At 78.7% G+C, this 417-nt stretch carries 1 pseudogene; it reads left to right on the forward strand.

The features are described 5' to 3' along the window. Positions 1–72: 72 nt before the first annotated feature. A pseudogene (locus ARTB_RS21405) lies at positions 73–417 on the forward strand (winged helix-turn-helix domain-containing protein); the annotation flags it as partial.

The following is a 417-nucleotide window of genomic DNA, read 5'->3' on the forward strand; positions in this document are numbered from 1 at the left end:
GTGCCGATCCGCAGCCCGGAGGTGACCATCGGCGGGCGCGGGGCGAACCGGACGGCGGTGCGGTTGGCGGGGATGGCGATTTCCGCGCGCCGGCCCTCCGCCTGCCGACCGCTGAGCCCGCCGGTGCGCAGGTCCACGAGGGCCAGGGGCACGTCGGGGCCGCCGGGCCGGGCCGGGACGCCCGCCCCCGCGGCGCCGGCACGCGCCGCTCCGACCGCGCCCCGCGGGTTCGCGCTGTACGCCGGCACCGATGAAGAGAAGGCCGCAGCCGCCGGTGTGAGCCTGGGAACGCTCGTCGAGGCGCTTCGCCGCACGCTCGGCGAACTCGCCCCCGCCGCCGAAACCTACGCCACGGTCGCCCTGGCGCCGACGGGATCGGGCGGTCGCGACGTGGACGTGGTCCGCCTCGCTCTGCAG

It is taken from the genome of Arthrobacter humicola, from assembly GCF_022803015.1.
In the GTDB taxonomy this organism is placed as follows: Bacteria; Actinomycetota; Actinomycetes; order Actinomycetales; family Micrococcaceae; genus Arthrobacter; species Arthrobacter humicola_A.